This is a genomic window from Paenibacillus sp. YIM B09110, assembly GCF_037167145.1.
Classification (GTDB): domain Bacteria; phylum Bacillota; class Bacilli; order Paenibacillales; family Paenibacillaceae; genus Pristimantibacillus.
The window spans coordinates 34,869-56,202 of the sequence record NZ_JBANSP010000012.1 but is presented as its reverse complement, the minus strand read 5'-3'; the positions used below and the strand labels follow the sequence as shown (position 1 = coordinate 56,202).

The 21,334-nt window shown below is 49.6% G+C and carries 18 protein-coding genes and 1 riboswitch; of the genes, 3 read left to right on the top strand and 15 right to left on the bottom strand.

What is annotated here, in order from left to right; genetic code table 11:
• Positions 1–13: 13 nt before the first annotated feature.
• The 8 genes from V8F51_RS18450 to V8F51_RS18415 form a co-directional block, all read right to left on the bottom strand.
• Positions 14–772: an SDR family NAD(P)-dependent oxidoreductase gene (locus V8F51_RS18450; protein ID WP_337101834.1), complete on the bottom strand. Its 759-nt coding sequence runs from the start codon at positions 770–772 to the stop codon at positions 14–16.
• 182 nt (positions 773–954) lie between these two features.
• Positions 955–1,677, bottom strand: a complete 723-nt coding sequence (locus tag V8F51_RS18445) for a helix-turn-helix transcriptional regulator (RefSeq protein ID WP_337101833.1) — start codon at positions 1,675–1,677, stop codon at positions 955–957.
• Positions 1,678–1,758: 81 nt separating this feature from the next.
• Positions 1,759–2,073, bottom strand: coding sequence for a DMT family transporter (locus tag V8F51_RS18440; protein WP_337101832.1), 315 nt, complete (start codon positions 2,071–2,073; stop codon positions 1,759–1,761).
• Complete coding sequence (locus V8F51_RS18435; RefSeq protein WP_337101831.1) at positions 2,070–2,411, bottom strand: DMT family transporter; 342 nt, start codon at positions 2,409–2,411, stop codon at positions 2,070–2,072. Before V8F51_RS18435 ends, V8F51_RS18440 begins: the two co-directional genes overlap by 4 nt.
• An 88-nt stretch (positions 2,412–2,499) precedes the next feature.
• Positions 2,500–2,601: riboswitch (guanidine-I (ykkC/yxkD leader) on the bottom strand.
• A gap of 61 nt (positions 2,602–2,662) precedes the next feature.
• Positions 2,663–4,399: an ABC transporter ATP-binding protein gene (locus V8F51_RS18430; protein ID WP_337101965.1), complete on the bottom strand. Its 1,737-nt coding sequence runs from the start codon at positions 4,397–4,399 to the stop codon at positions 2,663–2,665.
• 43 nt (positions 4,400–4,442) lie between these two features.
• A complete protein-coding gene (locus tag V8F51_RS18425) occupies positions 4,443–6,206 on the bottom strand; it encodes an ABC transporter ATP-binding protein (RefSeq protein WP_337101830.1) in 1,764 nt (587 codons plus the stop codon).
• 203 nt (positions 6,207–6,409) lie between these two features.
• Positions 6,410–6,844, bottom strand: a complete 435-nt coding sequence (locus tag V8F51_RS18420) for a MarR family winged helix-turn-helix transcriptional regulator (protein ID WP_337101829.1) — start codon at positions 6,842–6,844, stop codon at positions 6,410–6,412.
• A gap of 202 nt (positions 6,845–7,046) precedes the next feature.
• Positions 7,047–8,801, bottom strand: coding sequence for a DUF5605 domain-containing protein (locus tag V8F51_RS18415; RefSeq protein ID WP_337101828.1), 1,755 nt, complete (start codon positions 8,799–8,801; stop codon positions 7,047–7,049).
• 344 nt (positions 8,802–9,145) lie between these two features.
• On the opposite strand from V8F51_RS18415, the gene V8F51_RS18410 reads away from it, so the two are divergent.
• Positions 9,146–9,760: a TetR/AcrR family transcriptional regulator gene (locus V8F51_RS18410; RefSeq protein WP_337101827.1), complete on the top strand. Its 615-nt coding sequence runs from the start codon at positions 9,146–9,148 to the stop codon at positions 9,758–9,760.
• Between the two features lie 46 nt (positions 9,761–9,806).
• Complete coding sequence (locus tag V8F51_RS18405) at positions 9,807–12,167, top strand: MMPL family transporter (protein ID WP_337101826.1); 2,361 nt, start codon at positions 9,807–9,809, stop codon at positions 12,165–12,167.
• Here the strand turns inward: V8F51_RS18405 and V8F51_RS18400 are convergent.
• The 7 genes from V8F51_RS18400 to V8F51_RS18370 all read right to left on the bottom strand — a co-directional run bounded on the left by V8F51_RS18400 (position 12,164) and on the right by V8F51_RS18370 (position 20,268).
• Entirely contained in the window at positions 12,164–12,295 is a 132-nt protein-coding gene (locus V8F51_RS18400) for a hypothetical protein (RefSeq protein ID WP_337101825.1), read from the bottom strand. The two genes, V8F51_RS18405 and V8F51_RS18400, sit on opposite strands and share 4 nt — an antisense overlap.
• A gap of 333 nt (positions 12,296–12,628) precedes the next feature.
• Complete coding sequence (locus tag V8F51_RS18395; protein WP_337101823.1) at positions 12,629–14,263, bottom strand: glycoside hydrolase family 5 protein; 1,635 nt, start codon at positions 14,261–14,263, stop codon at positions 12,629–12,631.
• A gap of 26 nt (positions 14,264–14,289) precedes the next feature.
• Positions 14,290–15,129, bottom strand: coding sequence for a carbohydrate ABC transporter permease (locus V8F51_RS18390; protein ID WP_337101821.1), 840 nt, complete (start codon positions 15,127–15,129; stop codon positions 14,290–14,292).
• A complete protein-coding gene (locus V8F51_RS18385) occupies positions 15,126–16,013 on the bottom strand; it encodes a carbohydrate ABC transporter permease (RefSeq protein ID WP_337101820.1) in 888 nt (295 codons plus the stop codon). The genes V8F51_RS18390 and V8F51_RS18385 overlap by 4 nt, the downstream gene beginning before the upstream one ends.
• Before the next feature lie 28 nt (positions 16,014–16,041).
• Entirely contained in the window at positions 16,042–17,331 is a 1,290-nt protein-coding gene (locus V8F51_RS18380) for an ABC transporter substrate-binding protein (protein WP_337101819.1), read from the bottom strand.
• A 101-nt stretch (positions 17,332–17,432) separates the two neighbouring features.
• Positions 17,433–18,494 carry a response regulator transcription factor gene (locus tag V8F51_RS18375; protein WP_337101818.1) on the bottom strand — a complete coding sequence of 354 codons (1,062 nt, stop codon included), beginning with the start codon at positions 18,492–18,494 and terminating at the stop codon, positions 17,433–17,435.
• Positions 18,469–20,268 (bottom strand): sensor histidine kinase, encoded by a 1,800-nt coding sequence (locus tag V8F51_RS18370; protein WP_337101817.1) that lies wholly within the window; start codon positions 20,266–20,268, stop codon positions 18,469–18,471. The genes V8F51_RS18375 and V8F51_RS18370 overlap by 26 nt, the downstream gene beginning before the upstream one ends.
• A gap of 107 nt (positions 20,269–20,375) precedes the next feature.
• Here V8F51_RS18370 and V8F51_RS18365 point away from each other — a divergent pair, with 107 nt between their 5' ends.
• Positions 20,376–21,089 carry a hypothetical protein gene (locus tag V8F51_RS18365; protein WP_337101816.1) on the top strand — a complete coding sequence of 238 codons (714 nt, stop codon included), beginning with the start codon at positions 20,376–20,378 and terminating at the stop codon, positions 21,087–21,089.
• Positions 21,090–21,334 lie beyond the last annotated feature (245 nt).

The window sequence follows — 21,334 nt, the reverse complement described above, 5'->3', positions numbered from 1 at the left end:
CCTCCGTATGGTTTTACCAGTGAATATCTACGCCGCCTTCAACGCGTATATCTTGTCCCGTAATCCATCTGCTATCTTCTGATGCTAAAAATAAAATAACGGGGACAACATCATCTTCTGGTATTCCAACTCTATTGAAGGGGCTGGACTTCGCCACTTCCGTCATAATGACATCGTACAGCTCTTTCGGAGAGTCATTAATGACCGTATCCGTTATCGCTATTGGACTTATGTTGTTCACGCGAATATTATATTTACCCCACTCTTTAGCGACAGTCTTAGTCAGTGCGCCAACAGCGCCTTTAGCTGCCGTATACGACGCATATCCATCCAAGCCTTGCACGGCATTGCTGATGAAATTAATAATGGACCCGCCATTTTCTTTCATTAATGGATGGCATAGCTGCATCATCGTCCATGTTGCAAAAAGCTGCGTTTTCAAGGAGTGATCTAAGTCCTCAACGGTTTGATCGAGAAAGGACACCATATAGTTTGAAGAAGTCGCCCCATTTATTAGTACATCTACCTGCCCAAATTTCTCTTGAATCTTCTGCACGAATTGCTTCATTTGCTCTTGTTCTTTTAAGTTAATCATTAATGCTAATACTTCTGCGCCTTCTGCCTCACACAGCTTTGCTGTTTCCTTTAATTTCGCTTCTTGAATATCGCAAATAGCTACCTTTGCCCCTTCTTTGGCAAAACGGATGGCATTTTGCTTTCCAAGACCTGCAGCAGCCCCGGTAATAACAACGACTTTATCTTTAAATTTCATTTGCGACACCTCGACTATTTGATATATTTTTGACACCTCAACTGTAGCAAACCTCGAATTAATAACGTTACAAGCATGTTGCTTTAAATATCAGATTTGTACGTTAACTTTTCAAAGTTTAAATAAAAAATAGACCATTCTCCTCTAAGGAGATGGTCTATTTCTATTTTAAACTTACTCATTTATTTTAGGTTATTGTGCTTACGCTCAGGTTGGAGACGATATTGATGAGGCGTGATCCTCGTTTCCCTCCGGAATATATCGGTGAAATGACTTTGTGAGCTGAAGCCAAGTTTTTGTCCAATATCGTTCAATGTCAGTGAAGTATGTTCGAGAAGTTGCATGGCCTCGGAAATCCGCTCCTTACGAATACGATCAGAAAGCGTTTCTCCCGTCTCTCGTTTATACACATGAGAAAGATGACTTCGGCTGAAGTGCAACGCTTCCGCGATTTCGCTGACGGTAAGAGAATCGTACAGATGTTCTTTAATATAATGATGACACTTCCGGACTAACGGAGAATAGCAGTTATCCTTTTGGGCAATGGCAACCTTGCCGGCATACTCAAGAAAAACTTGATGATGCAAATCTAATAAAGTTTGTACAGATTTGGCATGTTGTGCCTTATGGATATAGTTCCGGTAAATGCCGGATGCCTCCATCTCCGACATCCCGCCTTCTACGGCTGAACGTACGATTTGAGGCCATAGAAATTGAACAACCATATACGTAAAGGACAACTGATCGCTAAAAATCAGCTTCATGTGGGTTTGAAAATCCGGGCTACTCAGCTCTTTCTCGATTTGATTTCGGCGACCGCCGCGAACGCAATCCAACAAATACGATAGTACGGAATTCCCTTTCTGTCTGGCGTAATCATCGGAAATATCGGTTTGAAAGTCCATTGTAAGCGCCCCCTCATATCTATTCTACCAGAGAGTTGAGGAGGTTTTCATCTTGGAGAGGCAAAGGTTCAACCTCGTAACTTAACCGACCAGCTTCAAGCCGATCGCAGCCCCCAACACAACGCCTATACATAGTAACCTTAAGAAACTGCGAGGCTCCTTGTAAATGAGCATGCCGAGTATGGCGCCGCCAGAAGCGCCGATCCCCGTCCATACCGCGTAAGCCGTACCCATCGGCAACGTCTTCATCGCTAGCGACAACAATAGGAAGCTAAGGCCAAAGCTTGCGATCAGCAAAACTAATGGTTTCCAATTACGAGCTTGATTGAACGTATTAATAAGGACTACACCAAACATTTCAAAAACGCCTGCCATTATCAAATAGACCCAATTCATACGCCTTTCACCTCCTCCTTCTTCTCTTTGCTAAGCAGCTTCAAGCCTATCACCCCTAGAAGCAATAGAGCGATCAATACCATTTTCATCGCTTGGACTTCAGCATCGAACAACAGAATCTCAGCTATTACTGTCCCGGCAGTCCCCAAACCAACGAATACTGCATATACGGTGCCTACCGGTAGAGATTGTGTAGCCTTGATCATCAAATAAAAGCTGATAAAAATAGCGATTGCCGTTCCTGTCCATTCCAAAATACTGCTCGCATGTTTTAAACCTATGACCCAGCCCACCTCGAATACCGCTGCAATTACGACCGATAACCACGTTTTGTTCATCATTCATTCCTCCTTGATATTGCCATTAGTATGGCGTATTAAATGAAAAAAAATAAAAGCCCGAGAAATAAACCGCATTGCGCGGTTTATCTCCCAGGCTTTTATCCTTCCGTGTCGCAGCCAACTGGCTGCGGGTTCTCTCTCGGACCTGACCGGCATCTCCTGCCGCGGAACCCTAGAAAACCTCACTATATTCATTTCATCAAAATATACGTTGAAACCGTGCGGTTGTCAAGCCGATACGTCGCTTATTACACGGCTGCTTCATCATGCTCGAACTGGCTGTTGTACAGATCAGCATAGAAGCCGTTCGCCGCAAGCAATTCCAAGTGGTTGCCGCTCTCGATAATATCGCCGTCCTTCATGACGAGAATGATGTCTGCGTTCTTGATCGTAGACAGCCTGTGCGCGATGACGAACGAGGTGCGTCCCGACATCAGCCGGTCCATCGCCTCCTGAATGAGCAGCTCCGTTCTCGTATCGACGGAGCTCGTCGCCTCGTCGAGGATGAGTAGAGGCGCATTCGCGATCAAAGCCCGGGCAATTGTAATTAGCTGCTTTTGTCCTGCGGAAAGGTTCACTTGCTCGTTCAATACGGTGTCGTAGCCATGCGTCAATGTCCGGATGAAATGGTCAATGCCAACCGCTTTGCAGACGTCCTTCACCATCGCATCAGTAACGCCTTGCTTATTGAAGACGATATTTTCTTTGATCGTCCCTTCAAACAGCCATGTATCCTGCAACACCATACAGAACTGCTCATGCACGTTTTCCCGAGGAATCTCGTGGATTGGAACGCCGTCGATTGCAATTTCCCCGCCATTCAACTCATAGAAACGCATCAGCAGATTGACGATCGTTGTCTTGCCCGCACCCGTCGGGCCTACGATGGCGATCTTCTGGCCAGGCAAAGCGCGAGCCGAGAAATCATGGATAATCAGTTTATCGGGATTATAACCGAACGTAACGTTACGGAAATCGACTTGACCCTTAACGTCCTTAAGCACCTTCGTTTTTCCGCTCTCGTCCTCGAGCTCTTTCTCCTCCAGGAATTCGAATACTCGCGCGGAAGCGGCAGCAGTCGATTGCAGCGTTGTCGCGGCCTGCGCGATTTGCCCAAGGGGCTGCGAGAACAACCTTACGTAGAGCATAAAAGCGACGATGACACCAAACGAAATGTGATCGTTCATCGCTAATGCGCCGCCGACAATACAGACCGCTACATAACTGAAGTTGCCGACGAACATCATAAGCGGCATCGTCAAGCCGGATAGGAATTGCGACTTCCATGAGCTTTCATATAGCTTATCGTTAATTTCGTTAAACGTTTCCTTTGCCTTCCGCTCGCCGTTATAGACCTTAACGACATCGTAGCCCGAGAAGATTTCCTCGACGTGGCCGTTCATCGCGCCCAAGTTCGCTTGTTGGTGGACGAAATGCGTTTGCGATTTTTTGATCATCACGGTCATGAAAGCAAATCCTAGGAAGGTCGACAAGATCGCCGTGAGCGCCATCCATACATTCGTGATGAACATCATAATCAAGGAGCCGACCAGCATCGTAACGGATGTTACGAGCATCCCGATACTCTGATTCATCGTTTGACCAATCGTATCGATGTCATTCGTCACGCGGCTTAGCACATCACCGTTGCTATTAGAGTCGAAATATTTCAGTGGAAGCTTGTTGATCTTCCCCGAAATGCGCGTACGCAAGCTCTTCGATACCTTCTGCGTTACCGTAGCCATGATGAAGCCTTGGAAGTACGAGAAGACGACGCTTAATCCGTACAGGACGGAGAGCAGAATCCCGATCCGGGCAATCGCGTCCATATCAAGCTCACCCATTAAACCCGCGGTGATGTGATCGGTCATCGCCTCCAGCTGACTTGGTCCGATAATCGTAAATATCGTGCCTACAACGGACAAGAGCAAAGCAGCGACAATAAGAGGAAGGTAAGGTCTGCAATACGCGACCAGCTTGCCCATTGTGCCTTTGAAATCGATATTTGGTTTGGTTGCAGTTTGTGGTTTAGCCAATTTCGAGCTCCTCCTTCGACAACTGAGAGTTAGCGATCTGACGATAGACCTCGCAGGTCTGCAGCAGCTCTTGATGCGTGCCTCTTCCTACGATTCTGCCTTCGTCGAGAACGAGGATCAGATCGGCATCCTTGATCGTTCCGATTCGCTGTCCCACAATCAGGTTGGTAGCTTCCGCTGTTTCTTGCATCAGCATGGAGCGCAGCTGGCGGTCCGTCTTGTAATCAAGCGCAGAGAAGGAATCGTCGAAAATATAAATATCAGGTCTGCGGAACACCGCTCTGGCGATAGATAGCCGCTGCTTCTGGCCGCCCGACAAGTTCGTTCCGCCTTGCGAGACGCTTCCCTCGTAGCCGCCTTCAAGCTTCTCGACGAACTCTGTGCCTTTAGCGATCGCTACCGCTTTTTTCACATCGTCCGCTGAACCCGTAGCTTTCCCGTTATCGCCATAAGCGACGTTGGATGTCACGGTTCCGGTGAACAATACTGCTTTCTGAGGGACATAGCCCAGCTTGTTGTGCAGATCCCGAAGCGAGTAATCCTTGACGTTCACTCCCCCTACGAGCACCTCTCCGTCCGTCACGTCATAAAATCTCGGGATCAGGTTCATGAGCGTACTCTTGCCGCTGCCCGTCGAGCCGATGAACGCAACCGTCTCGCCCTTGCGCGCAACGAAGCTGATGTCTTGAAGCACGTATTCATCCGAATCGGCATACTTGAAGCTGACATTTCGGAATTCAATCTCACCGGTCTTAGCCTGGGTTGATGATTTCGAGCTGCCGTCCTTGATGCTTGGTTCCGTATTCAATACTTCCATTACACGTTTGGCTGATACCGATGCCCGCGGCAGCATGAAGAATACCATCGACAGCATCATGAAGGCCATAACAATCTGCATGGCATAGGAAGAGAAGATGACCATGTCGCTGAACAAGCCAAGCCTATGCGCCGCATCCGCCCCATCGATCAGATAAGCGCCGATCCAATAGATCGCGAGGCTTAATCCGCTCATGATGAGACTCATGACCGGCATCATTAACGCCATTAATCGGCTTGTGTACAAATTCGCGTCGGTTAAATCCTTGTTCGCGTGTTCGAACTTTACTTCTTGGCTTGGAGCCGCATTATAGGCGCGGATCACTCGCAGACCGGTCAAGCTTTCTCTCGTTACCCGGTTCAATTGATCGGTTAATCCTTGAATCGCTCTGAACTTCGGCATGGCGAACAAGATGACGATTGCGATCATGAGCAGAAGCAGCGCGACCGAAACGCCGGAAGAGAGCGTCCATTGCCAGCTCTTGTGGGAAATCTTCACAACGGCCCAGACGGCCAGAATTGGCGCTTTGATCATAACCTGCAAACCCATCGCCACGATCGTCTGCACTTGCGTAATATCGTTCGTCGATCTAGTAATAAGGCTCGCTGTCGAGAATTTGTTCATCTCGGCCATCGAGAACGATTCGACCTTATCGAAGAGCAGGCCTCTTAGTCGCTTAGCAAGCGATGCGGCGCTCTGCGCCACGAGATAGACGACGATAAAAGAAGCGATTAAGCTTCCGATCGCGCACATCATCATATAGGCGCCCGGCTCCCAGACCTGACTCAAGGAGTTGCCTTCGGTCTGCACTAGCTTCGTAATTTCGGCCAAATAATCGGGAAGCTTCAGGTCGAGCCATACCTGGAGCACAATAAAAGCGGTACTGATGATAATAAACCACACATTTTTCGGATTAAAATACTTTAAGATCTTAAGCATCTACCGAACGCGCCCTCTCTCTACTGTAATTGTTAGCTATGCAAGCGTAAACGGCTGACGCCATCCTTCGGCGGCAACAGCTAACGTTTCGCGGTGAAATATAAGCACAGTATAAATAGTAATTTATACTTTCTTATATTTGAACAATAAGCTTTATTACTATATTACTTTAATTTAAGCCTTTCCAACAACTAGGGCGGCTGCTACTCCAGATTGCTTTTGATTTTATCAATCACATTAAAAAACGTATCCAGCTCTTCCCGCGACAAACCCTTCTTTAAATCACGCTCTAATTCGACGTACTTGCCAAAAATGGCTTCGCAGTACTCAATTGCCATCGGCGTAAGAATGATTTGCTTTAACCTCCCGTCGTAGGCAACCGATTGTCTGACAATAAGATTATTCTTCTCCATTAGCTGTAAAATCTTGCTCGCGGTCGAGCGTCTAACTTGGAAGTGGTTCTCGAAGTCGCGCTGGAAAATCTCCTTGTGCCGGTTATCGACGAAAAACTTCAACGCCCACCCGTGCATGCCGGTCAATTGATCGCCGTACTTATAGTGAATGAACCCGTCAACCTGCCGTTTCAACAAATTCCTTACCGTTCTAAGCTCTAGCGCAACCGATCTGTCATTATCCATTCTACACCTCCTTATCCTTCATTCTTTCCTAAATTATAACTCAAAACTTGTTAGTCAGCTAACATAATTCCGACTTTTGATTTGTATTTTGACGACTTTTTATATCATGCCCAACCTTTTCCCCTGGGATTTCCGACTCAAAATGAACAAAGGCTGCTGCAAAATCATTGGAAATGACTCTGCAGCAGCCTTTATTGAACGATTAAGCTTTCTTCAATCTGATGGCCATGTGTTGTTTGCCCGGCATCTCGATACGGAATTCTCCTTCATACGTTCCCGGAAGCTGCTCGATCTTCATGTTCCACGTATCGATTAACTCCGCCTTATAACTGATTCCAGGCTTATGATTAAAGTTGCGGTAACGCGGCTGATAAAAACCAAAATAGTACAAATAATATTCATCCGCAACTCCCGCGCATGGAACGTCCCAGTTGGAGTGCAGCGGATTCAGCACGCCGCCTGGGCTATCTTCTGTCACTTTGCGCAGGAAACCGATCCGATCCGGGCTGGTTCCCGTCAGCTTGCCGCCTTTGGACCACCATAGAATTTCCTCCGCGTTTACATAAGTTTCCCCGTGCCCCACATAACCGCCCCGAACCGCTCCCTCCCAGAAGCGACGGGTCATCTCTTCACCGGTAATATTACCCCAACCATGCTCAAGGTCTCCCTCGTACGCGCACTCGTCAATGACGACCGGCTTGTTCCATTTTGCACGCCATTCGTTCGTTGATTCGGACGTTTTATAGACATCGATACGCTGTATGCTGCAATGCGTGACCCAAGGTTTGCTGAAATCATATAAGCTAAAGCAGTTATGGTTCGAAATAAGATGACCGACCGGGTCATTCTCCGTAACTATTTTTGCAAAACGATCCCAATCCTCCTCGGATTTCGTCCACATCAAATCGTACTCGTTCGCCAGCGACCACCATACATTGCGGTAGGCGGAAAGCCGAGCGGTAATGTATCGAAGATAACGGTTGTCGGCAGCTGAACCCATGTCCGAATAGCCCCAGCGGTCATAAGGATGGAACAGAATCAAGTCTGCCTCGATACCCAGCCTGCCAAGATCAGCGATCCTCTCCTCAAGATGCTGGAAAAATGCCGGGTTAAACCGGTTGTAATCCCAGCCTTCCTCCAATGAACCTTCAAAAGGATAGTAGATCGGCTCGTTCGAGTTGTAATCATAAGACTTTGGAAATACACACATTCTTAGTTTGTTGAACGGTGAATCCTGCAGCGTTCTTAGAGTCTGTTGCTCCAATTCCTCTCCCTGGTGGGTCCACACATAACAAGTTGTTCCTACAGGCAGATAGGTTGTGCCGTCCTCATAGGCGAAATGGAACGTATCCTTCACCCTCACCGGACCGTGGTTGCCAGGCGTTGGCTCGCCGATTCGGAAGCTGCCTTCAATCTCGTCAAGCGATCTCGCATTACTGCTTGTCCGGAACGTCCATTCTCCCTGAGAGCCAGGCATGATACGGATTCGATATACGCCATCGCCGTCGTAGAACCCAGCCTGCTGAATAGTCTTCTCGCCGGAATGAAATGCTGCAGCAAGGGTAACATCTGTATAAGGATTTCCATGTGCCGGACCTTTGAACATAATTTCATATACGTCCCATTGCTCTCCTTGTTCAGGCGCTATAACGGCTGCCGAGGCTGCCGGAACGCTGGCCGATTCGTACTCGGTGGTTGGAACGATATCCGGTTCTGATGGAGCAGCCTGTAGATTTGCTGGTATTACGGCCAATTCGGCCAGCGTTTCCGCCAGCCAGTCCGATTTCGACGAGTCCCCTGAGCTAAGTTGATTGTATGCCTCCAAGGTTAAACCATTTATCATGGACAACATATTTTCAGGTGCAGTGAGCAGAGACGGTATTCGTCGAATCATAATTTCACGTGCTGCATCGCTTCTAAGCAGGATGCCGATATGGGTTTTCTCGTTAAATGTCATATTTTACGTCCTCCTCAAACCACGAAACCGAGCTTCATTTTTTCACAACGGATCCACATTCAACTAAACAAACTTAACAATTTACAATGAAATTGATGAATTGATTTAAATTTATCATTTGGAAATTACTCAGTCAACACATTTTAGTAAAATATTAAGCGATAATTAGTTGAAATATAACTAAACTAAACTAAACAATATCATTTGCTATTGCCTCCGTAAAGGCCGTGTGTACCGCTTGCCGTCAATCGCCACAAATCTGTAACACCTTGCTCATTGTGCATGTTTGCCCATTGGGCAATAATATAGATATGAAATGAGGTGAGCGCTTAGGCGAATGTATGATGAACAAACAAAGCTTGCGCGATATAAAAAGAGAAGCTACAGCCAATTCGTTAGCCGATGCTGCGTTCGCACTTGCGCTTGAGAAAGGGTTGGACGGATTCGTCGTCGAGGATATTGTGCAGCGCGCCGGATACTCTAGAAGAACGTTCGCGAATTATTATTCCTGCAAGGAGGAAGCAGTGGCGATAGCCGCTGTCATCTTTAAAGGCGCCGATAAAGTCGAGGATTGGATCGGAAGTTTACATGAGGATATGCCTCCGCTGGATATTCTGTACAATTTAATGAAGCTGCAGCTGACAACCGAGCATCTATCGAAATTGCAACTGCTTATTTCACTTTCTAAGCAAAGCCCGACACTTGAGCCGTACATTCTCAGCGCACTTCACACCTTGCAAGTAACGGCACAGGAAACGATAAGCGATCTGTCCCGCGGACGTTATCCTGAAGGATACACTCATCTTCTCGTCGGCGCCGTATTCGGAGCTGTTCTGCCGCTGCTTGACGGGAGTATGAACGTGCTGCTATCGGGTGAACCTGAACCGGAAACGCCTGATGCGGTTACGTTCGATCACTATTTGGATACGATGTTCGATTACTTACGCAAAGGATTTTAGTTCATTACATCCTATATTTCCGCAAACAAAGGAGAAATGCTAACGTATGTCCACTTTCCTGTACCGAATGGGCAAAGCTGCCTATTCCAAACCATGGTATTTTATTGTCAGTTGGATCGCGATCCTCGGAATTGTGCTAACTATGCTAGGAGTCAACGGCATCCATGTCACCTCCGATATGAAAATCGAGGGCACCGAATCACAGAAGGTGTTAGACCAGTTGACGGCCGAGCTGCCGGAAGCTTCTGGCGGGCAGGCCAGCATCGTGTTTACCTCTCCCGAAGGCGAAAGCCTTGACACGGCAGAGCGCTTGAACGCGATCAGCGAAGCCGTCAATAAAGTGTACACGCTTGATTATGTCATTAATCCGATTGAACTAGCCGCGCAAGCAGGAGCATCAATGACTGACGCCGCTTCGCAAGGCGGCCAGGCCGCGCAAGGTGAAGCAGCAGCCGAAGGCGCTCAAGGAGCGACCGGTGAATTGCCTCCATACGGCCCAATGATGATAGACGGCGCTCCGGTGCCTGGCGTCATGATTGCATCGGACGGCAGCGTCGCCCTGTTCCAATTCCAATTCACTGTTCAGCAAATGTCGCTGCCCGAAGAGGTGCCTGATTTAGTCATCGATGCGGTAACTGCCGTCGAGCAGGCTGGCATAACCGCACTTCCGAGCGACTCGCTTTCTACAAAGCCTGCAATCGGTTCTACTGAAGCGATCGGCATAGCTGTTGCTGCTGTTGTGTTGTTCATGACGCTTGGTTCGGTCGTTGCTGCAGGCTTGCCGCTTCTGACCGCGCTTATGGGCGTAGGCATCAGCGTAGGCGGAGCATTTGCTTTCTCGAAATTTTTCAATATGACCGACATGACGCCTGTTCTAGCTTTGATGGTCGGACTCGCCGTCGGCATCGACTATTCGTTGTTCATCGTGAACCGTCAGCGTCGCATGATTCTCGAGCAAGGACTTAGCGCTCGGGAAGCGGCGAGCCGAGCGGTCGGCACCGCGGGCAGCGCCGTGTTTTTCGCAGGCTTAACCGTTATTATCGCCTTGTGCGGCATGCTTGTAATCGGCATCGGCTTCTTGTCCGCCATGGCGCTTGTTGCCGCTATTGCCGTTCTTGCCAATGTATTAGTTGCTTTGACCCTACTGCCGGCATTGCTCGGTCTGGTTGGCGAACGCATTTGCTCGGCCAAAGCGCGCGCGAAAGTCAGCAGCCACTCGAATACAAATCCTAATGGATTCGCACACCGCTGGGTAACGGCAGTCGTCAAGGGGCGCTGGGCTATCGTCGTTGCCGTCATCGTCATTCTCGGTGCAGCCGCTATTCCTGTCACGAAGATGGAGATGGGTATTCCCTCCGGTGCGACTGCGAACTTAGATACGGGAGCAAGACAAAGCTACGACGCGATCTCGAATGGTTTCGGCGAGGGCTTCAACGGCCCGCTGCTCTTAGTCGCTGAGCCGCAAGGTTCCTCTGGCGCCATTACAATGGAGACACTGGGCGCACTCGTTCAGGAGCTCCAGCAGCATGAGAATGTCTCGGTCGTAACCCCGATGGGCGTCAACAAAACCGGCGATATGGCTATCATCAGCCTTATTCCGAAGACTGGACCAACGGACAAAGAGACGAAAGATTTGGTCCAAGAACTTCGCGACACGGATTCCAGCATGGCGAAGTCGCATGACGTTAAGATTGGCGTGACCGGCTTTACCGCTATCAATATCGATATGTCGTCAAAGCTGGCTGAAGTATTCCCGCTTTACGTCGGCATTATCGTCATTCTTTCTATCATCATTTTGCTGCTCGTCTTCCGTTCGATCATCGTACCGGTCAAAGCGACGGTTGGCTTCCTTCTCAGCGTACTCGCTACGTTTGGGATTACGACAGCTGTATTCCAATGGGGGTGGGTACATGACCTGTTCGGCTTCGACACAGGCGGACCATTGCTCAGCTTCATGCCGATTCTGGTTACCGGCATTCTGTACGGACTCGCGATGGATTACCAAGTGTTCCTCGTCAGTTCCATGCGCGAATCCTACGTTCATGGACATCACGGCAAGGAGAGCGTCATTCACGGTTACGACCAAGCTTCCCGAGTCGTCGTAGCTGCCGCCATCATCATGGTGTCCGTTTTCGCAGGCTTTATCTTCGCCCATGACATTATGATCAAGCAAATCGGCTTCGCTTTGGCAATCGGCATCCTGATCGACGCCTTCTTCGTCCGTATGGCGCTTGTTCCTGCTGTTATGGCGATCTTCGGCGATAAAGCCTGGTGGCTGCCGAAGTGGCTCGATAAGTCGCTTCCGAACCTCGACGTGGAAGGCGATAAGCTGCTTGCACAGTTGAAGGAACAGGAAAGCACGGCAGGCAAAAAGAAGACGAAGGCGATCCCTCGTCAGGCTCACTAAACAACTACTACTAAACAATAAACGCCGGAGATTCCCCTGTTCATCAGAGGAGTCTCCGGCGTTCTTCCTTTTTTGTTCGTCTTCGTAATAATAACAGGATTTCCTCCCGTTAGTATCAGCCGGTTCATTGAATATGGGGGAAGTATTACCAACCATAAGCTGTGTTTCCCCTCCTATTGCCCCTCGAGTAACCTAGTTTGTACGAATAGGATAGATCACCCTTCCTATTCTATCTACTATGTCGCCTGCTCCCCACATAACCGTCGTTTTCAACAACCATAAGCTGTGTTTCCCATCCTATTGCCCCTCGAGTAACCTAGTTTGTGCGAATAGGATGGATTACCCATCCTATTCTATCTACTCTGTCGCCTTAGCTTAACGTGTTCTTTCTATTGCTAGGCGGTTGGAGCGCATTAATCAAACAAAGAGCCAGGGTGAACATCAGGACATGTTGTACACCGCTACACCGACGACAGCTTCAACCATTGAATCTGCACAGGACCGCTCTCCGCACGGATCGTCAGACTATGAAGGCCGGGCTCTACCGCTGCTCCGCTGCTAACTGTCGCTGTCCTCCACTCCAAAGCTTGACCGCTAATGCAGCCGATATCCACTTGATCGAGCGCTACGTATAGCTTGGCGGTTTCATCCGTTAGCCGCACCATAAGCTCCGCAGTCCAACCAGCAGTCTGCTCTCCTGTCGTGAATTCATACACCGCCCAATCACCGGCTGCCAGCTCGACGCACAGCCATTCGTCCGGCTGCCATTCCTGGCCTTGCCCATGCTGGAAGTTAGCCTCGACGCGCTCGCTGTCGACGAAACGGAACGTCATACCGTCATTCGAGCGGAAACCGGCAATGCCCTCGGCAGCCTTATCCGAAGAAGCACGGCCGAAGCTCACGCCCTCGCCCTTATACCCGTAGAAGATGGCGGGGATACGTACAGGCAACCGGCGGAATAACGAAGAAACAACATCGGCGTGGTATGTACAGTTCTCGATTAATAAGTTACTCAAATATTCATCAAGAATCGCCTGCGCCTCCGCAGCCTCCGGCTTGCTACCGCCTTCCAAATAGGCTACCAGCTTGTGCCAACCTTCCGGCAAGTTCACCGAACAAGGCGAATTCGTCGTGTCCAGCTTCTTCCACGTCCAGAAGTTCCACGAAATGTCGTGATCCTCGAACAACCGGAACGCTCCCGTGTACCAGTCCTTATTGTTCTCTCCGCCTTCGCCCATGAACAGCGGCGCGTTCAGCTCGTCCCGTTTGTCCAGGTAGGTCTGGATGCTCTCCGATTCGGGATTGTTCCAATACTTATGGAATTGCAGCAGCACGTTATTGTCCGGCAGCGTCGTGAAGATCGACCAGTCCGTCGCCCAATGCACGCCCTCCAATATAATGAGGTGTTTGCTATCGACTTCTCTAATGGCATTAATGATATCGACATATAGCGGCATCACTTGGTCGTTATATTGCGCGAACCAATTCGGAAGCGGCTCGTTGAGCAAATCGTAGCCAGCAACGATCCTCTCATCCTTATAGCGCTCGGCAAGCATGCGCCATAGCTCTACCGTTTGCCGCTTGTTCCGTTCATCGGTGAACAGCTCCGGTAGATCATTCTCCGAGTCGTCGATGTTCGTTCCCGTTTGCCCGCCCGGCGCGCCGTGCAGATCAAGAATCGCATAGATCCGATACGTTCTGCACCAGCCAATGATACGGTCGAGCATCGCCAAATGTTCGTCATGCCACTCCGGCTCCGATACGCCTTCTCTCGCAAGAAACCGCGCATTGATCGGAATGCGCAGCGAATTGAGGCCCTCCTCGGCCATGCGCCGAATATCAGCTTCCGCGACATAGTTCTCATAGTACGTTTGCCAGAAACGTACTGCATCTTCTTCGCCGATCAGCTCCGCGATCATCGCTTCAATACGGCGAGGCCGATCACCCTTCTCCGGGAACCTCCACATATAGCCCTCGGGAAGCAGCCAGCTTCCGAGTCCGACGCCGCGAAGCAGCAATTCCTCGCCCGCGCCGTTTCTCAGTTTCTTTCCGTCCGCATACAGGAAACCGTTAACTTCCCTTTGATCAAAATTCACCGCTAACTCACCTCTCCACATCACGTTTAACCTTTAACCGCCCCGTCGCCTACGCCGTTAAGAATATATTTTTGCAGCAATAGATAGACGACGATGACTGGCAGCATCGTGAGTACGAGCGCCGGCAAAATAGCCGCCCAGTCGTTGTTCCCGTACTGCCCGAATAACATATTGATCGATAACAGCAGCGTATATTGATCCGAATCGGACAGCATAAGAAGCGGAAGCAGGAAGTCGTTCCACATCCATAGCAGATTCAGAATGGCCGCCGTCATCGTAATTGGCATTAATAATGGCAAGATGACCGTAACATACAATCGCAATTCTCCGCAGCCGTCAATAACCGCCGCTTCGTCGATATCCCGAGGAATCGATTTCACAAAGCCATGATACAAGAAGATGGCCATCGATACGCCGAGCCCGACATAGATCATGCTTAAGCCGACCAATGTGCCTTGCACCTGGAGCGCCATCGATACGCGGTTCAAGGAGATCATGATTGAATGAAACGGAATAAGCATCGATAGGACGAACAAATTGAACAAAAACGTGCTCAGCTTGCCCGGCGTTCGCGACAGCTTATACCCGGCCATCGATGAGAATACGATAATGCCGACCAGCCCGGCAACCGATACAAGCGCCGTATTGCCCAAGCTGCGCAAATAATTCGTTTTCTCGAACGCATCCTTATAATTGCCGAACTCGAATTGCGCGGGAATGGACAGGATGTTGTTCATCATATCCCCTTCCGTCTTCAAGGAATTAAGAATGCCCATATAGATCGGAAACAGCGTCACGCAAGCCCCTAGCACAAGCACAACCCAGACGATTATGGAGAACGCCAAACGTCTCGAACCGTTCCTCATGCCTCCACCTCTTTCCGCTTCATGATTCTTAGCTGTACCAGCGTAATGATGAGGACTACAAGGAACAGAATCATTGCTTTCGCGCTTGCGTAGCCGTACCGGCCGCTCATTTTGAACGCTTCCTCGAAAATATTAAGCGCAATGACCTGCGTCGATCGTCCAGGTCCGCCTCCGGTGAGCGCGAATACCGCGTCGAACGCCTTAAACGAATTGTTTAACGTGACGAATATACCGATCGTCACCGCCGGATAAATCATCGGCAGCGTAATATTGCGGAAGATTTGCCAACCGTTAGCCCCGTCAATGGCTGCGGCCTCCTTCAGCGATTGGGCGACGCCCTGCAGGGATGCGATATAGATGACCATGAGGTAACCAACGCCTCCCCATAACGAGACGATAACGATCGCGTAGAAGGAATAGGTCGGATCGCCGATCCACGAACGATCGAGGAACAACATTCCGGCATGCTCCGCGATATAAGGCAAAGCTTTGGTGAAAATAAACAACCACATGAACCCGCCGATAATCATGCTGATCATATTCGGCATGAAGAAGATCGTCCGAAACCAGCCTTTGCTGCGCCCGCGCGACTCAATCAATACCGCCAGGAAGACAGCCAAAACATTTTGCAGCACAACCATCGCTATGACATATTTCAAAGTAAACCAAACCGAATCTACAAAAAAGGAATCCTGCGTCAGCGCCTCGACATAATTGGAGAACCCCACCCAGTTATAGGTGGGATTCAGTCCGTTCCAGTCCGTAAAGCTGTACCATGCCCCGCCGATCGCGGGAACGAGCATGAATACGGCATACAACAATAAAGCAGGAAGTACGAAGGCCAGCAGGATGAGTGTCTTCTTACGATGTTTGGTCCTATGCAATTTTCTCACTCTCCCAACCGTTCATCCGTTACTGGCCTGCTTTCAGCGCATTCGCCCAAGTCTTATCGAGCGACTTGATCATATCCTCTTTGCTTACCGACTTCGCGTAATAGCTTTGAAGCAGCTTCGCCGTTTCGTCGGTTACGCCGTTCGGCAGCGACAGGTCTAGATAAGCTTTGCCTTGCGATACATACGAGCTCGCTTCCGTCACCCATGGGTACGTGTCGTATTTATGCTGCTCGGCAACCGGATTGAACTTCAGTTCCTCGAACAGAGCGGAGGAATCTTTGTCGTCGAGAATATAATTGACGAGATCCAGCGCAACTTCCTTGTTCTTGCTGGTCGGGGAGACGGCAAGAGAAGTCGAAGTCGCCAGGTTGATCATCGTTCCTTTCGGATCATTGCTTACAGGCAATGGAGCTACGCCGAATTCCATGTCCGGATTCGCTTTCAGAATCGATTCGGCTTGCCATGGACCTTGCACCCACATCGCTGCTTTGCCATTCGCGAAGTCGGTAGATCCCGCGGCGCTTCCTACTTCGAACGGCTTATCCGTTCCGTTCGCCATGATGAGATCGATAATGTTGAACACATCTTGCACGTCACCATACGAAGCTTCGCCTTTGTTCATTTTTTCGACCCAATCAGGATGCTCTGAAGATACAATGCCTCCGAGGGACAAAGCCATCATCAGCTGCGGAATCCACGACTCTTGGAACGATAGTTCGAACGGTTTAATGTTAGCCGCGTTAAGCTTCTCGATAGCGGCTTTCATCTCGTCGATCGTCTGCGGAGGCGTAATGCCTAAGTCGCTGAATATCGTCTTATTGTAGAGATATCCCCACGATAAGCTCTCCATCGGCAAAGCGACTACTTTTCCGTCATGCGTAACGGTTTGCTTCACGCTGTCGTACAGCTTGGATACGAACGGTTGATCCGACATGTCGCTTAGGTAGCCCGCTTTGTAATACCTTGGCACATCCGCGATCGCATGGAGCGTGAATACGTCGGGAGCGTCATTGGAAGCCATGCGCGTCTCCAAAATTTGCTTCGCTTGGTCAGGATTCGGCATCTCGAGCTTGATCGTGACATCGATGTTTTTCTCGGCAAGCTCCTTCGCCTTGAATTGGTCGAAGTAGCTGTCGAACTGCTCCTTAAAGCGAGGGAAGTTCATGAATACTTTCAGTTCGACTTTCTTGGGCGAATCGCTCGTTCCTTCGCCGGAATTGCCTCCGGAGTTCGCCGAGTTAGAGCCGCAGGCCGATGCAAGCGTTGCGACAAGCATAAGTGAAAGTACGATATAAAGCGCTTTCTTCATTTCTATTACCCCTTTCGTTTGAGTGCACTCTCAGTGTAGAGGAAATAGGAATTCAAGTCTTTCCAGCGTATTAACATGGCGAATTGTACAATATTGATGTGCTACCTCTCTTCGCCCCGCAGCTCGCCCGGCGTTATTCCGAAATGATTTTTGAATACCCGGTAGAAATAGGCGAGGTCCTTGTAGCCGCACAGCTCCGCCGCATCCTTAATCGTTGCCTGCTGATCTTTGATTAGCCCTTTGGCCTTCTCCATGCGCAGCCTTATCATTCTTTCAGTTATCGTTTCGCCGGCAGCCGCCTTGAACGCTCTGCTTAAATGCTCCTTCGTCACGAGAAAATGCGCGGCCAGCTTCTCCAGCGACAGCGTCTCTAGGAAGTGGTTAGCCAAGTAGGCCTCTACCTCGCCGATATCGAGCTTAACCCGGTTTTTCTGATATTCCATGATCGCCCCAATGACCTGACCGTATACGTCGCCGAGACCGTTAACGAGTTCTTCTCTTGTGGACCAAGCGGTTGCAACAGGAAGCTCCAAACCGGCGATTTCGTTCGTGCTGTTCGTCGTCTCTTCGGCCATCAGCAATAAATCGCGAGATACCCGTTCGGCCATCGCCCCGAACTGCTGCTCCGGAACTGCGTTTTCGAGCTCGCGTCCCATTTTGTCCAGTTCCTCTAGCAACGCCTTCTTGTTCAGGCTGACCAAGTGGTCGTAAATCCGCTGCCGGTACGCCATATAATGCGTGAGCAGCTTCTCATCCATGAATAGTACCGGTGAGGCTGCCGCGCGCCTGCGCTGCCATTCCTCTACGCAAAGCGATAATGCGGCATTCAACTCCTCGGCGCGGATCGGCTTCAGCATATATTCGATAACCTTAGAGCGGATTGCTTGCTTCAAATAAACAAAATCATCGTATCCGCTCATGACGATAATCGACGCTTCCGGGAAGCCGCTTCTCATTGCATCCAGCAGTCGGACCCCCTCGAGCCCAGGCATTCGCATATCGGTAATGACGACTTCCGGGTTGAACGATTGCATCATCTCCAGCGCTTCGATGCCGTCCTCCGCCTCCGCTATCACTTCCATATCGTAACGATCCCAAGCACCAAGCGACTTAATGACCGCTCTGGACCAAGGCTCATCATCCACGATCAACACTTTCAGCATTCCCACCAAACTCCTCTCCCGTATTGACATAGGGCCAGCTGATGACGATCATCGTTCCCTCGCCGGCTTTGCTGAACACGCGCATACGATGTTTATCGCCGAATTGAAGCACCATTCTCGCATTCACATTATGGAGGCCGACGCCTTTTCTTCTCCCCGTCCCCGTAGGCTGCTGTTGTTCTGTATTCAATGTGATGCGGCCTTTGAGCCGATCTCTGATTTCCTCCAGCCGCTCCGGCACAATGCCGATCCCTTGATCCACGACGATGAATACGCATCGATTCCGAATCCGCTTCATGCGAATAAAGAGATGCCAGCTTCCTCGCTTCGGCTGCAAGCCGTACTCGAAAGCATTCTCTACGATAGGCTGCAGCGTGAACCGCGGCAGTTGACTGGCAAGCACCTGCTCGTCCACGTCCAACCCCACTTGGCAGCGGCCGTAGAACCTATTTTCCTGGATGAAAATATAGTTGCGCATATGTCGAAGCTCTTCGTCCAGCTTCACAAGCTCGCCGTCGGTGCTGATGGAATACCGCAGCAAATCGCCGACGACGAGCGTTATCTCGTGAATCTTAACCGCATTAACGGATAACGCCATGCCCCCGATCAATTGGAGTGTATTATGCAAAAAATGCGGATTGATCTGAGCTTGCAGCGCTAACAGTTGCGCCTTCTTCACCTCGATCTCCTGCTGATACTCCACCTCGATCAGCTCTTTGATTCTTCCCATCATCGCGTTATAGCCCCGCTCCAACAGCCCGATTTCATCTTGGCTCTGAATGGAATGCTGCTCGAAGTTGCTGACATGAGCATGGCGCATCGACTTGGCGAGTCCGATGATCGGACGCGTAATTCGGAGCGAGAACAATACAGAGAGCAGCAGAGACAATAGAACGAAAAATCCTCCGATCAGCACGCCTGCGACAATCGTAGGCCTCGCGCTTTCCGATACGGTCGAGAACGGAATTGCTTTGACGATCGTGAGCTGGCCGCCGGCAATTTTTTTGATAAAGAAGAAGTAACCGCCCTCTACGATATACTTCTCATCGTTGCCGCTCAGCATCTGGTCAGTAAGAAGCGCGCGAATGTCGTCCGTCTGCTCCGATACCGTTGAGCCGGATAGCGTCTCTCCTTCGTCATTGAGCAGAAACACCGTGCTCTCCGCCTCCGACTGCAGGATATGGCTGACCTGCTGCCATACGTCGCGGTTAATTCGAACGCCGATGCCGCCTAGAAGCATTCGGTCCTCGAACCGGTTAATGCTATGATAAGCATAGATGCCTTCATTCGTTTGCTTAAAGTAGATGTTGATCGGCTCGCGCAGCAGCCGCTTCCAAGCGGTATCGTCGATGGTCAACGGATAGACGGTTCCGTTATCGGAAAAATCGACGGTAATCGCTTTTTGGCTTTCATGCATGTAAAGCGTTAACTCATCGATTTTGCGGGAATTGGTGTAGAACTGCGACGATAGCGCCTCGCGAATATGATTCAGCGACCGGTACTGCACGCTGACATCGGGGTTATCCGTATCATCCAGACCGGACACCAGCTCTTGATTGATCTGCAGCGAATAAAACAGAATATCGATCTGCTCAATAAGTTCGTTCAAATATTGCTCGGACCATTCGATCCGCGATAGATTGGCGTCAATGATCTCTTCCTCGACCGAGTTTCGCGTGTTAACGGTTGCAATAAGCGTCACGATCAATACCGGAAGCGTAGCGAGCAGAATCATTAACAGCATTAAGCGCATTCGGATGCTTTTTCGTTTCATGCCATCCCCTCTTTCTTAGTGCCTGCATTTTCTCCAAACCTTATCATTTGCATGAATGTTGTACGATAAGGTTGTAAGTTAAATCCCCCGGCAGGAGTTGAACGCTAATGGATAAAATCATTCCTATTTTACCGTGTCCGTCCATAAAGGAACAGGTCGCCTTTTACGAAAACCTCGGATTCACCATCGTTCAGTTGTACACTCGCCCGAATCCTTATGCCGTCGTGCAATATGGATCCATTGAAATTCACTTCTATGGCAGCAAACGAACGTTGCCGGCCGAAAATCCAAGTATGTGTTATTTGAAAGTGGATGATGTAAATGCGGTACACGAAGCGTTCTCTACCGGATTGAAACAAGCGCTTGGTAAAATCCCTCGTACGGGTGTTCCGCGCATATCCAAACTGAAAGACTTGAAGGAAGACAGAAGATTTATAGTGACCGATATGGGCGGCAATACGCTCTTTATCGGAACGCCGAATGCGGAAGTGAAAGATCCTGTCTTCTTCAGAGCCATCGAGAAAGCGGAATATGCGGAACATTTTGCGATTCTGTACGATCTGATGTACTCCAAGGAGGATACCGGGGCCGCGCACAAAATGCTGGTGAAGTTTTTCCCGGCGGATCTGCTTTCCACGAGTCTTGAAGGGCTGGATCTTGCGAAGCTACTGCTCGTTGCACTGGATATCGGGATTCATCGGAATGCCTCCGTTGATCCGGCGATCGATGGCAGGCTGTTGGAACTGCTCGATAGCAGCGACCGGCAGCATCCGGACTGGACGAAAATTTCCGAGAAGTATAACGACATTGTAGAAGGTTAAACCTTTGAGGTAGGGAATTAGATGATAAGGAGCTTCGAGAGTCCCTTTGCGTGTACGATGATACCGACCCAGATGAGCTATGTTGGATTTATGCAATAACTTTGTTCGATATATGCTGGTCAGCGAGGCTATACTGGATTATAGCATTAACTTCGTTTTTAAATGGATATTTTTGGGTGAGTACTCGGAAAGTTAGTGCACATATCCAATATAGCTTTACTCGACGCAAAAAAACGCAAAAGTTA